Source organism: Paraburkholderia panacisoli (assembly GCF_008369935.1).
GTDB classification, from domain to species: domain Bacteria; phylum Pseudomonadota; class Gammaproteobacteria; order Burkholderiales; family Burkholderiaceae; genus Paraburkholderia; species Paraburkholderia panacisoli.
This window is the reverse complement of record NZ_VTUZ01000066.1, coordinates 1-14,106: the sequence shown is the minus strand read 5'-3', so window position 1 is coordinate 14,106 and position 14,106 is coordinate 1. Positions and strand designations below refer to the sequence as shown.

The following is a 14,106-nucleotide window of genomic DNA, read 5'->3' as shown; positions in this document are numbered from 1 at the left end:
CTCGCTGTCGCAGCTTGAATGGCGGCTCTTTGCGCCGTAAGCGACATTCACGGGGTCGTCGCTTCGCCCAACCACCCGCTCACCAATTCGCAAACCTCTTCCGCCCACTCACTGGAAGATGGCTGTCGATAGGGTCCGGCGTCCTGCTGCGGCTCGGATTACTCAAGTCATTTCATACTGCGCGTCGTTACCGACGGAAACGCTGATGTGGACGGAAATTGACGCGCCCGTCGGTTGCCGGACCGCACCGAACCCGACTGATAATGTCAGTCGGGTTCGCCGGGAGGAGTATTGGGATGCGCCTTGACGCTTTCCTTGAATTGTTTGACCATTTTCAGCATGGGTCCAAGCACCCAGGTGTTGCGCACCAGAATGTCGGTCTCTTCTTTCGGGTCCTGAATCAGGTGAAAGAGGTAAGGCGATTCCAGCTTGTTCGCGCCGGCATTGACATAAGGCTCCCAGACAAAATGGAGCTTCCAGTCGCGCCACTTTACTGCGCGTAATTCATCCTTGATGTAGAAGACGAAACCTTCGCGGTTCGATACAGGCTTCTTTCCCGTGAAAAAATCGAGCTGGCTCACGCCGTCGATCGGCCGGTCTTCCGGTAGCGTGCCACCAATCACCTCTGCGAGGGTCGGCAGCAGGTCGACTACGTGCACGATCTGATTGTTGACATCGGACGGAATTTTGCCGGGCCAACGTGCGATGAACGGCACGCGCAGGCTGCCTTCCATCGCGGTGTGATACGTACCCGTCCACGGCCCGGCCGTGCCACGATAAGGCGCGCGAAATTCTGGACCATTGTCGCTGCAGAAGATGAACAAGGTGTCGTCGGCAAGCCCAAGCACATCGATCTGATCAATGATCTGACCAACCCGGAAGTCCATCTCGGCAAGCGAATCGGCGAATTCACCCATGCCTGTTACGCCATCGAAATCCTTGTGCGGCAGCGTTGGAAAATGAAGATGGACCAGCGGCAGATAAAGGAAGAAGGGCTTTGAAGTCCGCGCGTTTCGCTGAATGAATTCTTTCGATTTCTCGACCAGTTCCTCGTCCATCGTTCGCCGGGTGTCGAGGTCGTACACCTTCACGTTCATCGACGGCTCGCCTTTCTTGCCCGCCATGATGTAAGGGATGTCTGCGACGCTCGGGTCGAAGCCGATTGAGGTGGTGAACTGGGTCTCGTCGGTGGTGCGCGGAATCCCGTACCACTCGTCGAAACCGCGGTCGGAAGGGAAGCGGCCTTGCACGTCGCCGAGGTGCCACTTTCCAAAATGCGCAGTGGCGTAGCCGGCTTGAGACGCCATTTCGGCGAGCGTCCACTCGGTGCGTTTCAGACCTTGTGGCAGGCCCGGCGGAACCGATTGAAAGGCGCCGGTGCGAATCGGATGCCGTCCCGTCATCAGCGCACTACGCGTTGGAACACAGTCACTTTCAACGTTGTAGTTGAGAAGGCGCATACCGATTTGCGCCAACGCGTCGATGCGTGGCGTTGCTGCACCGCGGATGAGTTTACCGCCGCCATAGCACCCCAGTTCGCCCCACCCCAAGTTGTCTGCAACGATGAGAACAATGTTCGGTTTGGTGTTCATGACTCTATCTACAGGAGGGATATCAAGGTTATTCAGTGGGCTTGTCATCGCCAAATTTGCAAATGCAAATCAGTAGACCGATGACGCTGATGATTGCCGCTGCCGTCACGTATGCCGCCGGCACGAATTTGCTTTGGGTCACGCTCATACCCCAAGTCAGCACGAGCGGCGCGAAGCCTCCAAAGATCGCGACCGCGAGGTTATGGGTGAGCGCGAGGCCGGTAGTACGCACACGGCTTGGAAAGAGTTCGCTGAGAACGGCGGGCATCGGTCCTTGATACCCGCTGACAATCACACCGAGGATCGCGCAGATCGCGATGAACACGGCAGGGGATGGGCTCGCGATCAGCCATGCGAATAGCGGCAAGACGACGAGGCCCAGCGTGACCGCCGCAAACAGCAGGACACGCTTGCGGCCGCCCCGGTCGGCAATCGCGCCGGCAATTGGGCAGGCAATCATTTGGACCCCGCCCATCAGGAGCGTCCCCGCGAATGCCAGCGACGGATCGAGCCGGAGTTGCTTGATCGCGAATGTCGGCATGTACAGGATGATCACGTACGACGAGGCCGTGACGAGTACGTAGATGCCGATGGCGAGTACGAGCCGCATTTTGTTGTCGGTGAACGTTTCGCGTATCGGGCTGCCTGCGTGGGCGTCCTTGATGAAAACCGGTGTCTCGTCGACATGTCGACGAATGAAATAGGCGACCGGAATAATCAACAGGCCAAAGATGAAGGGAACTCGCCAACCCCAACCCAGGAGTTGTTCGGGCGTGAGGTAGCGAGTCAGCAGCGTACCGAAGAGCGAAGCGATGACAGCGGTGCCGCCTTGTGCGGCCATCTGGAAACTTGCGTAAAAGCCGCGCTGGCTGCGCGGCGAGTGTTCAACCAGGAAACTGGTCGACGCACCGAACTCGCCACCGGCGGAAATGCCCTGGATGAGCCGCCCTGCCACAACAATGACCGGCGCGGCCAGGCCGATGGAGGCATAGGACGGCGTGGCGGCAATCATCAGCGTACCGATAGCCATCAGCGCGATGCTGAGCGTGAGGCCTCTTTTTCGGCCGACGCGGTCAGAGTACGAACCGAGCAGGAGCGCACCGAGCGGTCGCATCAGGTAGGAACCGCCGAATGTGCTCAGCGCCAGAAGCAGTGACGTGAGCTCGCTTTCAGTGGGAAAAAACAGTTTCGCTATAACAACCGCAAAGAATCCGTAAACCACCAGGTCGAACCACTCGAGGGCGGTGCCGATCGTAGCTGCCGTGACGACTCGGCGCAGGCGCCGCCGTTGGTCAGGCGCGGCGACGACAGCCCGATTTGCTGCGTTCGACATCTCCATATCCCTTCCCGCTTGCGAGTGCAAAGTGAAAGAAGTATTGACAGCGAAAAATAGCAGAGCAAGCATACTTGCTTCGTATTCAATAACCATTGGTTATCGTGAACCTGAACGATCTGACGTACTTTCTGGCAGTGGCGGAGACTGGGCTGCTGCATCGCGCCGCAGCCGAGGTGGGCATCAGCCAGCCCGCGCTGACGAAGGCTGTGCGCCGGCTGGAGTCGCAGCTCGGCGTGTCTCTATTCGAGCGTTCACCCAAAGGCATGCAGCTCACGCGATACGGCATCGAGTTTCAGCGACACGCCGTGACCCTGCGTGCCGCGTACGAAGATACGTTGGGCCAGATCGCGGAGCTCTACGCGGGCGAACTGGCAAAAGTCAGAATCGGCGCAACCCCGGCCACTGAGCCGCTGGTAGGCCGGGCGTTTCTGTCTTTGCTGAAGAAGCGTCCAGCGCTGCGTCTGGACCTGACTGTGCAGTTATCCGACACGTTGATTCGAGCGCTGCTGGAAGGCGATATCGACGTGGCGGTGTCGCCGATGCCTGTCGATATGCCGGAAGAGTTGCGCGCTGTCCGCCTTCTGAACGAAACCACCTCGGTCGTATGCAGGAAACAGCACCCGTTGAACGCATCGGAAACAGCCGTGACGCCGCAGGACCTGGGCCGCTACCCGTGGATTTTGCCGAGCCCGAGCGTCTCGGTCCGGCAACAGATTGACGCGTATTTCCTGAAACACCGCCTCGACGGCCCACTCGTGCAGGTTCAAAGCAACTACAGTTCGCCAATGGGGGTGTTCTACCTGATCGCGAACACCGACATGCTAGGTATTTGCAGCACGCAGCATTGGCCGATTGCGGAGCAACTAGGGCTTCAGGTGCTATCGGCCAGCCGTGCAAACTGGCCGCGTGAGATTGCGTGCCTGGTGAGGCGAAACGGGACGCCGTCTCCTCTGACGGCCACGTTCGTGGACCAACTGGTAGAAGAAGCGGCGCGGCCAGGAAAGTCTTGATCGCTCCGCTGTTGGCAAGACAGGCCCTACAGCCTAAGACGAATTTCTGCGATCGTTGCCAGTGACTTCGACGTGGACGAAAGCGTCAGTACATTGAGGGTGGTGCGTGCCGCTTCCCCCGTCGAGTCCGTCCCGGATACGCGTTGATAGAGACCGACCAGATACACGTCCGTTCGTTTCGACAGGACTAGTCGGCACCGGTATTTATCTGTCGGTAACAGCTTCAATTGCGGACGTTCGGCCGCTCATTTCCGAACGTCTCCCTCGGGTCGAGAGTACGCATTCGTCAAAGTCGATAGCGACCGTTCGCCGGTGCCGTCGACGAATGGCCGGTCTTGAGCGTCGAGCGGGCATATCTGTGCCGACGGGCGAACGACGGCTCAGGCCGAACTTGAGTCGTTGCCGACGCAACTGCCTGCGCCCGTTCGTCGGCCATTTCCGACGTTCGGGGGATCTGTGGTCTACGTCAGCAATGCGGCGCACTGCTGACCACGGTGCTGTCGGACAGCCGAACGGCCGCTTTCCGCATTCGCGAACTCACACTCCCGACCCTTCACGGCCCCTCAGATTAAGGAGGTGGATGTCCGATTTGTAGTTCCTACCGGCGTGTCGCTCGTACAACACTCGACAATGAATCACCTACCTCTTCAAGTTTGCCGAGATAGCGTCCCGCAGGACGCGCGCACATGCTATTCACCCAAATACGCCGCCCGTACCTTCGGATCATCCAGCATCTGCTTCGCGTCGCCGGACATCGTGACCAGACCCGAGTCCATCACGTAGCCGCGGTTCGCCGCCTGCAACGCGAGACGCGCGTTCTGCTCGACCAGCAGCACGGTCATGCCTTCGCCCGAGATCGCCCGCACCACTTCGAAGATCTTCTCGACCATGATCGGCGACAGGCCCATCGACGGTTCGTCCAGCAGCAGCAATTTGGGGCGCGAGATGATCGCGCGCGCCATTGCCAGCATCTGCTGTTCGCCGCCCGAGAGCGTGCCCGCGTATTGCGACGCGCGTTCCTTCAGACGCGGGAAGAAGCCGAACATGCGATCGACGTCCGCCTTGATGGCGTCCGTGTCGGTGCGCAGATACGCGCCCATCTGCATGTTCTCGACGATCGACATGCGCGCGAAGATGCCGCGCCCTTCCGGCACCATCGCCAGACCGCGCTTGAGCAGTTCGTGCGCCGGGATGCCCTTGATCGACTGGCCCATGTACTCGATGTCACCCGCCGAGTACGGCTTCAGGCCCGTGATCGCCTTCATCGTCGTGGTCTTGCCCGCGCCGTTCGCGCCGATCAGCGTGACCAGCTCGCCCTGCGCGACTTCGAGATCGATGCCCTTGACTGCCTGGATGCCGCCGTAATTGACCTGCAGGCCCTTGATTTTCAACATTGCCGTTGCCATTAGTGGACCCCCGCACCCAGATAAGCTTCGATCACCTTCGGATCCTTCTGCACGTCTGAAGGCAGACCTTGCGCAATCACCTTGCCGTAGTCGAGCACCGTCATCTGGTTACACAGACCCATCACCAGTTTCACGTCGTGTTCGATCAGCAGGATCGTCCTGCCGTCCGCGCGGATCTTGTCGAGCAGCTTGGTCAGCTCGACCTTTTCCGTCGCGTTCATGCCGGCCGCCGGTTCGTCGAGCGCGAGCAGCTTCGGGTCGGTCGCCAACGCACGGGCGATTTCCAGACGGCGCTGGTGGCCATACGACAGATTGCGCGACGTGTAGTCCGCGTACTGCGCGATGCCGACGTACTCCAGCAGTTCGATCGCGCGTTCCTTGATCTCGCGTTCTTCCTTGCGTTCGGCCGGCGTCTGGAACACTGCGCCGATCAGACCGTGCCTGGTGCGCACGTGGCGCCCGACCATCACGTTCTCCAGCGCGGTCATGCCGCCGAACAGACGAATGTTCTGGAACGTGCGCGCAATGCCGGCCTTCGCCACCTGATATACCGCGGTCGGCGTGTAGTTCTCGCCGTCGAGCTTGAATTCGCCCGAATCCGGCGTGTACAGACCCGTGATCACGTTGAAGAAGGTGGTCTTGCCGGCGCCGTTCGGGCCGATCAGACCGTAGATCTGGCCGGCCTTGATTTGCAGGCCGACCTCGGACAGCGCCTGCAAGCCGCCGAAGCGCTTGTTGACGCCCTTCACTGACAGGCGGATCTGATCGCTGCCCGAACCGGTGCCCACGTTGTTGCTTACGTTATCGCTCATGTGTTTCTCCTGTCGACCGGAGTTGGCGCTTTAGCGCTCACTCGGGTCCCATGCCCGGTCGGTTCGTTACGCGCGCACCGGCTTCTTGCCGCTGCGCTTCGCCAGTTTCGCAATCTTGTCTTCATGCTTCGGCGACGGCCACAGGCCTTCCGAGCGATACAGCATGATCACGACCATCGCGAGACCGTAGAGCAGCTGACGGATCACTTCGGTATCGACGATTTCGTGGCCGAAGATCATGTTCTGCAGCGGACCCATCGTCGAGCGCAGAAATTCCGGGAACACCGCGAGCAGCACCGCGCCGAGAATCACGCCAGGAATATGGCCCATGCCGCCGAGCACCACGCACGCCAGCACCACCACCGATTCCCAGAACGTGAACGATTCCGGCGACACGAAGCCCTGGAACGAGCCGAACATCGCGCCCGACAGGCCGCCGAACGACGCGCCCATCGCGAACGCCAGCAGCTTCACGTTGCGGGTGTTGATGCCCATTGCCTTGGCGGCGATTTCGTCTTCACGGATGGCGGCCCATGCACGGCCGATACGCGAGTGCTGCAGACGCGTACAGGTCCAGATCACGAACAGCGCGCACAGCACGAACAGGTAGTAGTACGAGTACACCGACGGGAACTGGAAGCCGAACAGCGAGTGCGTCTGCGCGAGGCTGAAGCCGCCCGCCTGCACCGGATCGATCCCCGTGATCCCCTTCGGGCCGTTGGTGATGTTCACCGGACGGTCGAGGTTGTTCATGAAGATCCGCACGATTTCCCCGAAGCCCAGGGTCACGATCGCGAGGTAGTCGCCACGCAGACGCAGGGTCGGCGCACCGAGCACGATCCCGAAGAACGCGGCGAACGACATCGCGACCGGCACGATGATCCAGATCGGCACATGCAGCCCGTTCGGAGCCAGATGCGCGATCCACCCGAATTGCGACGCGAGGTGCGGCGAACTCAGCAACGCGGCCGTGTAGGCGCCGATCGCGTAGAACGCGATGTAGCCCAGGTCCAGCAGGCCGGCAAAGCCGACCACCACATTGAGACCCAGCGCGAGCATCACGTACAGCATCGCGAAGTCGAGCACGCGGACCCAGTAGTTGCCGCCGGCCGCGCCGATGATCATCGGTGCGGCGATCACGAAGATCGCCGTGATGATGCCGACGGTCAGCGTCTTCGTCAGGTTCTTTTCAGGGATGAGCGTCGTGGACGGCTCGATCGGTTGGATTGAGGTCATGTCTGTTTTCTCCCGGGGTCAGGCGCGATCCGCAACGCGTTCGCCGAGCAGGCCCGACGGACGGAACACCAGCACGACGATCAGCACGATAAAGGCGAACACGTCCTGGTAGTTACTGCCGAAAACCCCACCCGTGAGGTTGCCGATGTAGCCCGCGCCCAGCTGTTCGATCAGGCCGAGGATCACGCCGCCCACCATCGCGCCGCCGAGATTGCCGATACCGCCCAGCACCGCCGCGGTAAAGGCCTTCAGGCCGGGGATGAAACCCATGTAGAAGTGTGCGTTACCGTATTCGGACGCGATCATCACGCCGGCGAGAGCGGCGAGCGCCGAGCCGATCATGAAGGTCGCCGAAATCACGAAGTTCGGGTTCACGCCCATCAGGCTCGCGACGCCCGGATTCTCGGCGATCGCCCGCATCGCGCGGCCGAGCCTGGTCTTGTGCACGAGCAGCAGCAGCCCCCCCATCACGAGGAACGCCACCACGATGATCACGATTTCGGTCATCGAGATCACGGCGCCCGGCGTCGTGTCGGTGGCCTTGATCACGTTGATCGGGTCGGTGGGCAAGAGCTGCGGGAACGGCAGCGGGTTGCGCGACCAGATCATCATCGCGAGGGTCTGCAGCAGAATCGACACCCCGATCGCGGTGATCAGCGGGGCGAGACGCGGCGCTTTACGCAACGGCCGGTAGGCCACGCGCTCGATCGTGTAGCCGACCAGCGAACAAACCACTGCCGCAATGATCAGCGCAATGATCAGCGTCGGCACGTTGCCGAGGCCGGGGAAGTGGTTCTGCAACACGCCTATGGCGGAAAGCGCGACCATCGCGCCGACCATCAACACGTCGCCGTGAGCGAAGTTGATGATGCCCAGGATGCCGTAAACCATCGTATAGCCCAGTGCGATGATGGCATAAACGCTGCCAAGCACCAGTCCGTTCAGGATCTGCTGGATGAAAGTATCCATGTCTCCTTCTCCTTATATCTCTGTGAACCTTCGTTCCCGCTATTGCGCGGCGGTGCGAACGGGTTCCAAGTGCGCCTCGGAATCGCGACGTCATAAAAAAGCGGCACAGGGATTACGCTCCCGTGCCGCTCAGCAACGACAAGACTGGAACCAGGTTGATACGGGTACAACAAAAACTACCGCCAGGACCGGTCTATTTCTCCACAACGTCGAGCAGCGCCTGCTTGCCGCCGACGTACCTGTACAGCGAAATCACGCCGTGCCGCAGATCGCCCTTCGAATCGAACTGCGTTTCGCCGAGCACCCCCTGATGATTGGTGGCAGGCATCGCGGCGAGGATCTTGGCGGGCTCGGTTGATTGCGCGCGCTTCATCGCGTCGACGATGACACCCACCGCGTCGTATGCAAACGGTGAGTTCAGAACCGGTGCGTAACCGAAGCGTTTCTTGTAGCGCTCGACGAACGCCGGGCCTTCCGCCATCTTCAGCAGTGGCGCGCCAGCAATCGAGCAGATTACGTTGTCGGCCGCATCGCCGGCGAGTTTCGCGAGGTCGTCGGCGCACAGGCCGTCTCCGGCCAGCACTTTCACCGCGATGCCCAGCTGCTTCGCCTGTTTCGCGAACGGGCCACCCGTGCCATCGAGGCCCCCATACATGATCACGTCCGGCTTTTCGCCCTTGATCTTCGTGAGAATCGCGCGGAAATCGACGGCCTTGTCGGTGCTCGCGTCGTGCGACAGCACCGTAATGCCGTTGGCTTTTGCCTGCTTTTCGAATTCGACGGCAAGACCCTGGCCGTATGCGGTCGAGTCGTCGACGATGGCGACCGTCCTCACTTTCAGCATTTTCGCTGCGTAGTCGGCGAGCGTTGGCCCTTGCTGTGCATCGGTGGCAACTACGCGATACGTGGTTTTGAAGCCCTGCTGCGTATAAGCCGGATTCGTCGCCGACGGTGACACTTGCGCGATGCCTGCATCGCTGTAGATCTTCGACGCCGGAATCGTCGAGCCGGACTGCATGTGGCCGACCACCGCAACGACCTTGTCATCCACCAGCTTCTGCGCGACCTGGGTGGCCTGACGCGGGTCGCCCGCATCGTCCTGCGCGTCGAAGACCAGAGTCACCTTCTTTCCGCCGATCAAGAGGCCCGTCTGGTTGATCTCCTCAATCGCAAGGCGGGCGCCGTTCTCGGTGTCTTTGCCGAGATATGAGGCCGGCCCCGTCACGGGCGCGGCCTCGCCGATCTTCACCATCTCGTCGGCACGGGCGACGCCCACTGCAGCGGCCGCCAATGTCCCCAGAATGCCCACGGTCGCCATGCCGCGACCCAAGGTTGTGCTTTTGCTCATGCTTCACCCAAAAAAAGAGTTGTGGTTGGCCCGGGGTGGACGGCCATGGCCGTCCACCGATCGGAAACACTCGGCCGTCTGCCGCTGCAATGCCGGCAGTGTTCCTGCCATCGCCGGATCGTTTGTGTCTCACAATGCGGCGCCGGTCGTTAGCGGGGTTGAATTTATGCAGCCACAATACGTTGGGATTGCATCGATCTGCCGGAAAATAGAAGAATTGCGGCAAGGCCGCATGCCAGCGATTCGCAATGCGTCACCGTATAATCCATGCTATCCGCCCACGAGTTTGCGCATGCCGACTGCCGCCGATCCCACCCGAGTGACCGATACCGCTCACGATCTGGTCGAACAACTGGATGCATTGCCGCGTAGCCTTGAGGCTCGGGCGAGCCGTTCGGGCGCGGAACTGAGTGTCGGCATCCTGCTGTGGCCGCGCTTCCCGATGCTGTCGCTGGGCGGCCTGTGTGATGCGCTGCGTCACGCAGCCGATCGTGGCGATCAGAGCCGCCAGCTGCGCTGTCTCTGGACGATTGTCGGCACGCAGGGCGAATTGGTCGAAGCGAGCTGCGGCATTGTGGTAAAGGCGCAGTCCACGTTTCCAGAGGTTGCGCAATTCGACTATCTCGTTGTGATCGGCGGGCTGCTGCCACATCTCGATCAGGTCGACCGGCGCTACTGGGACTACCTGAAACAGGCTGCCGACGCGGGCATTCCGCTCGTCGGCGTGTGCACCGGTAGTTTTGTGCTGGCGCGCGCGGGTCTGATGGAAAACCACGTTGCCTGCGTGCACAGCTTCCACCTCGACGATTACCGGCGTATGTTTCCCGCGCTCCGCGTAATGACGCATGCTGATTACCTCATGGACGGCGCCCGCATCACCTGCGCGGGCGGCATTTCCGTGGTGGAAATGGCCGCGCGCCTGATCAGTCTGCACTGTGGGCCCGACCGTGCATCGAAAGTGATTCATCAGATGACGGTAAGCCGCCAGGGCGGCTCGTCGTTCGTCGAGCGGCGCGCGGCGCTCGGTTACCTGTCGGTCGAAGATGCAACCGTGCGCCACGCGGTGCTGCTGATGGAAGAAAACCTCGAAGCGCCACTCAATATCGCAGTCATCGCAAAGATGATCGGCACCAGCGTGCGCAATCTCGAACGCGCGTTCATGGCCGAGATGAACGCTTCACCGAACGAATTCTACCGGCGCACGCGCCTGCGTTACGCGCGCTGGATGCTCGTCAATACAACCCGCAAGATCACCGACATCGCCTACGAATGCGGATTCGCGGACGCCGCGCATTTCATCCGCGTGTTTCGCGAGGCGTACGGCGTGACACCCGGCAAGCTGCGCGCATCGCGGGGCACCGCCGCCGCATGATTCATCGGGTCGGCTCAACGCCGACCCTCAACGCCGACCGTCATGTTTCACACGTGCCTGTCGCGATTCTTCTACTTTCGGGCAGATCGATGCAATCCGGCACGTCGACGGCCCCGTACAGTCCGGTCGACGGGCTGATGACGCATCTGTGGCAAACGGCCTCCATGCAAACACACGAAGAAAAGCGAGTGCGGCAGTATGCGGATATTGATCCTCGGTGCAGGCGTCATTGGTCTGTCCAGCGCGTATTACCTGAGCCGGGCCGGCCACGAAGTCACGATCGCGGACCGGCATCCGGAGGTGGCGAGCGAGACCAGCTCCGGCAACGGCGGCCAGTTATCGTATAGCTATGTTGCGCCGCTAGCCGGCCCTGGTGTGGTCTCGAAGCTGCCGCGCTGGCTCACGCGCGGCGACTCGCCGGTGCGCTTTCGCCCGAAACTGAGCACCGAACAGTGGCGCTGGTGCTTTCAGTTTCTGTCAGCATGCACGCGCGAACAGAGCGAACTCACGACACGCAAGCTGCTGTCACTGTCGTTCCTGAGTCGGACGCTGCTTCACGAACTGATCGCCGCCGAACCCTCACTCGACTTCGATTTCGTCCGCTCCGGCAAGCTCGTGCTGCATCGTGACGCGGGTGCGATGCGGAGCGCGATCAAACTGCTTGAATTCCAGCGTACGCTCGGCTGCGAACAGCAGGCATTGAACGCCAACGCGTGCGTCGAACTCGAACCCACGCTCGCGCACCTGCGGCCTTCTCTCGCGGGCGGCATTCATACGCCAAGCGAGGACACGGCCGATTGCCAACGCTTCTGCAAGAGCCTCGAAGCGCTGCTGCGCGCTCGCGGCGTGCAGTTCCTGATGAACACATCGGTCGATTGTCTGAGGCCTGAATCGGGCGGCCGTGTCGAAGCCTGGAGCGGCGGTGCGCCGCTCTTATCCGATCATGTCGTCGTCGCCTCAGGCGCGGCTGCGGCCCGGTTACTGAAGTCTGTTTGCATCCGTGTGCCGGTCTATCCGCTCAAAGGCTACAGCCTGACGTTCGACCTTCAACCCCAGACGGCTGCGCCCCACGTAAGCATCACCGACTTCAGCCGCAAAGTAGTGTATGCGCGGCTTGGCAAGCGGCTGCGCGTCGCGGGCATCGCCGATATCGACGGTTATTCGCTCGAGCCCGATCCCACACGCCTTGTGACGCTGCGAGCAGAGGCGGCTGCAATGTATCCCGACATCGTCAGATCCTGTCCGGATAACGAATGGACCGGGTTGCGCCCCGCGACGCCGCGTGGCACGCCGATCGTCGGACCGACGCGCTACCGCAATCTATGGCTCAACGTAGGCCATGGGGCACTCGGCTTCACCCTTGCGACGGGTTCGGCGGCACTGCTGGCGCAGTGGCTGGCAAGCAGCAACGGCCAGGATCTGCGCAGCACATTTGCTCTTTCGCATTGAACCCGCGAGGCGACGCGCTTCGTGACGCGCTCACTCTCCCAACATAATCGACATCGCATGACAGAAAAGGCCAACATCATCGTTATCGGCACAGGCGGCACGATTGCCGGTCAGGGCAAAGCCGCCAACAACACATCCGCATACGAGTGTTCGGTACGTGGCATCGGTGACATTCTCAGCACGATTCCCCATGCCTGCGCGCTGGCGAATCTGCGCACGGAGCAGTTGCTGCAAAACGGCTCCGAGAATTTCAGTAACGAGCATCTGCTCGCGATCGGAAAGCGCGTGTCCACACTGCTCGCGCAACACGACGTCGATGGCGCTGTGATCGCGCACGGAACCGACACGATCGAGGAGACCGCGTACTTCCTTCATCTCACGCTCAAGAGCTCCAAACCGGTTGTGGTGGTTGGCTCGATGCGCCCGCCGTCGGCAATGAGTTCCGACGCGGCGCTGAACCTTTACGATGCGATCGCGGTCGCTGCACACCCATCGTCGGTTGGCCTCGGCACACTCGTGTTCGCCAACGACGAAATCCATACTGCACGAGACGTTGCGAAGAGCAGCAGCTTCAAGATCGAGGCGTTCCGCTCACCGTACGGCCCGCTTGGTTACGTGATCGAAGGTCAGCCACGCTACTATCGTCATCCATCGCGTGCACATACGCTCGCGACACCGTGGTCGATCGAGACGCTCGGGCCATTGCCCCAGGTCGACATCGTCTACGCCTACGGCGCGCTTGAACCGGAAGCAGTGAGCGCGATCACCGCCCGCGCGCAAGGTTTGATCTATGCGGGCACCGGCAACGGCAACGTCGCAGCGCATCTCATCGAGCCGCTGCGCGATGCCGTCCGGCGAGGCGTTCATGTTGTGCGCGCATCGCGCACTGGCAGCGGAATCGTGTTGCGTAACGGCGCGCAACCCGACGACGCCTACGGCTGGCTCACCGTCGAGGATCAGATTCCCTCAAAAGCCCGAATCCTTCTGATGCTGGCACTGACACAAGCCCGCGACTTGCAAGCGTTGCAAGCTGTCTTCGAGCGCTACTGAAGGGCGCGCTCCTTCACAACCGCCCCCACCAGAAGCACACATCATGCACTAAATTAACCGATGACGACGTGCGCCGCCTCATCACGATGCGCGACGCGATTGAGGAACTGCGTCTCGCGCTGGAAGAACATGGCAGGGGCCGGGCACGGATTCAGCCGCGCGTCAGAACCAGGGGCGACGACATCATGCTCAGCAAAGAACAAAGACGGCGCGAAAGGCAGTAATCCCGCTGCTTTGAGTCATTCGACGCGACGGAACGAGCGTCGCCTGATGGCCGAGAGCACCAGTTCCGTGGACATTCCACAGAGCTGACGTTGGAGTCTTCAACGAATTAGTAAGATTCTATGAGCATCCAGGCCCGGCGAGAGACTGATGCCTACAATCAGCTCGCGAGGCTACTGTGGGGGGAGATGATCATGGGCAACGACCAGGGATATCAGTCGGGTACTGACGAAATCGTGCTAGCTGTCTCACTCGAGCTCGCGGCCAAGAAGTGGAAGGTCGCGCTGCACGACGGCCGGCGCGA

General features: G+C 61.1%; 11 protein-coding genes. 4 read left to right on the top strand and 7 right to left on the bottom strand.

The genetic code is table 11. The features are described 5' to 3' along the window. Positions 1-266: 266 nt before the first annotated feature. A complete protein-coding gene (locus tag FVF58_RS46310) occupies positions 267-1,592 on the bottom strand; it encodes an arylsulfatase (RefSeq protein WP_149676253.1) in 1,326 nt (441 codons plus the stop codon). A 28-nt stretch (positions 1,593-1,620) separates the two neighbouring features. Beyond that, positions 1,621-2,925, bottom strand: coding sequence for an MFS transporter (locus FVF58_RS46305; protein ID WP_149676274.1), 1,305 nt, complete (start codon positions 2,923-2,925; stop codon positions 1,621-1,623). 104 nt (positions 2,926-3,029) lie between these two features. On the opposite strand from FVF58_RS46305, the gene FVF58_RS46300 reads away from it, so the two are divergent. Then, positions 3,030-3,938 (top strand): LysR family transcriptional regulator, encoded by a 909-nt coding sequence (locus FVF58_RS46300; RefSeq protein ID WP_188131164.1) that lies wholly within the window; start codon positions 3,030-3,032, stop codon positions 3,936-3,938. 689 nt (positions 3,939-4,627) lie between these two features. Here FVF58_RS46300 and FVF58_RS46290 read toward each other — a convergent pair. The 5 genes from FVF58_RS46290 to FVF58_RS46270 form a co-directional block, all read right to left on the bottom strand. After that, positions 4,628-5,344, bottom strand: coding sequence for an ABC transporter ATP-binding protein (locus tag FVF58_RS46290; RefSeq protein ID WP_149675427.1), 717 nt, complete (start codon positions 5,342-5,344; stop codon positions 4,628-4,630). Continuing rightward, positions 5,344-6,156, bottom strand: coding sequence for an ABC transporter ATP-binding protein (locus FVF58_RS46285; protein WP_149676251.1), 813 nt, complete (start codon positions 6,154-6,156; stop codon positions 5,344-5,346). Before FVF58_RS46285 ends, FVF58_RS46290 begins: the two co-directional genes overlap by 1 nt. A gap of 66 nt (positions 6,157-6,222) precedes the next feature. Beyond that, positions 6,223-7,392, bottom strand: a complete 1,170-nt coding sequence (locus FVF58_RS46280) for an ABC transporter permease subunit (RefSeq protein WP_149675425.1) — start codon at positions 7,390-7,392, stop codon at positions 6,223-6,225. A gap of 18 nt (positions 7,393-7,410) precedes the next feature. After that, positions 7,411-8,361 (bottom strand): branched-chain amino acid ABC transporter permease, encoded by a 951-nt coding sequence (locus tag FVF58_RS46275; protein WP_149676250.1) that lies wholly within the window; start codon positions 8,359-8,361, stop codon positions 7,411-7,413. A gap of 193 nt (positions 8,362-8,554) precedes the next feature. Then, positions 8,555-9,679, bottom strand: coding sequence for a branched-chain amino acid ABC transporter substrate-binding protein (locus FVF58_RS46270; protein ID WP_149676273.1), 1,125 nt, complete (start codon positions 9,677-9,679; stop codon positions 8,555-8,557). A 322-nt stretch (positions 9,680-10,001) separates the two neighbouring features. Here FVF58_RS46270 and FVF58_RS46265 point away from each other — a divergent pair, with 322 nt between their 5' ends. The 3 genes from FVF58_RS46265 to FVF58_RS46255 all read left to right on the top strand — a co-directional run bounded on the left by FVF58_RS46265 (position 10,002) and on the right by FVF58_RS46255 (position 13,580). Then, the gene (locus tag FVF58_RS46265) at positions 10,002-11,081 is read left to right on the top strand and encodes a GlxA family transcriptional regulator (protein WP_149676249.1); all 1,080 of its coding nucleotides are present in this window, start codon (positions 10,002-10,004) and stop codon (positions 11,079-11,081) included. A 198-nt stretch (positions 11,082-11,279) separates the two neighbouring features. Continuing rightward, positions 11,280-12,530 (top strand): D-amino acid dehydrogenase, encoded by a 1,251-nt coding sequence (locus FVF58_RS46260; protein WP_149676248.1) that lies wholly within the window; start codon positions 11,280-11,282, stop codon positions 12,528-12,530. Positions 12,531-12,587: 57 nt separating this feature from the next. Next, positions 12,588-13,580 (top strand): asparaginase, encoded by a 993-nt coding sequence (locus FVF58_RS46255; RefSeq protein WP_149676247.1) that lies wholly within the window; start codon positions 12,588-12,590, stop codon positions 13,578-13,580. The last annotated feature ends 526 nt before the right edge of the window (positions 13,581-14,106 follow it).